The sequence below is a fragment of the Kitasatospora sp. NPDC088548 genome, from assembly GCF_044753005.1.
Lineage (GTDB): Bacteria > Actinomycetota > Actinomycetes > Streptomycetales > Streptomycetaceae > Kitasatospora.
Window position 1 is genome coordinate 1 of sequence record NZ_JBIVMI010000085.1, and the last position, 1,032, is coordinate 1,032.

Sequence of the window (1,032 nt, forward strand, 5' to 3'; positions counted from 1 at the left end):
CACCGAGACCCGCACCAGCGCCACCAGCACCCGCACCGACGACCTGGGCGTCTGGGTGAAGGAGCTGCGGTTCCGTACGGCGGACGTGCAAGCGGGTACGCACGTGCAGATCATCGGCTCCGACAACGCGATGTGGGACTCGGTCGCCGACTACAAGACCGGCCGCTGGGTCCGCAGCTGGACGCCGATGGACAACAGCGATCTGCGCGCGGTCGACAGCGCCGCCATCGGTGACACCGTCCACGTCTTCGTCGTCGGCTCCGACGGTCACGTATACACCCGTGACGGCAAGGTCGGTGGCACCTGGACCCCCTGGGGCGAGGTCCCCGGCGGCGCGGTGGGGGCCAAGGACATCACCGCCACCGCCCGCGGCACCATGGTCAGCCTGCAGATCATCGGCGTCGACGGCTCCCTCTACAGCACCGGCGCCGACTACGCCGCCGGCTACTGGAGGCCCTCCTGGGAGCGCGTCGGCACCAACAACCTGAAGGCCATCACCAGCGCCACCACCGCCGACAACGTCATCCACGTCTTCGCCATCAACGAGGACGGCCGCGTCTACACCCGCGACAACAGGACCGACGGCAGCTGGACCGTGTGGGGGGAGATCCCCGGCAACGCGGTCGACGTCAAGGGCATCACCGCCAGCGCCCGCGGCAACATCGTCGACCTGCAGATCATCGGCTCCCAGGGCTCCCTCTACAGCACCAACGGAAACTTCGGCACCGGCCACTGGGACCCGGCCTGGTCGAAGGTCAGCGACGACAAGCTGAGGGCCATCACCAGCAGCGCCGAGAACAACGTCGTCCACGTCTTCGCCATCAACGAGGACGGCAAGGTCTACAACCGCGACGCCGACTACAACGCCGGCAAGTGGACCGCATGGGGCGAGGTCCCCGGCGGCGCCGGCGGCGTCAAGGCCATCACCGCCACCACCACCGGCTGAGCGGCCAACCCCGCAGCGGCCGGGGGTGATGTCCGGCTCCGGACATCACCCCCGGCCCGTCGGCGATCGACATCTGCTGTATGTCA

1 pseudogene is annotated in these 1,032 nt (G+C 68.9%); it reads left to right on the forward strand.

Features of this window, described 5'->3' with window-relative positions:
- A pseudogene (locus ACIP82_RS37840) lies at positions 1 to 946 on the forward strand (hypothetical protein); the annotation flags it as partial.
- Between the last annotated feature and the right edge of the window lie 86 nt (positions 947 to 1,032).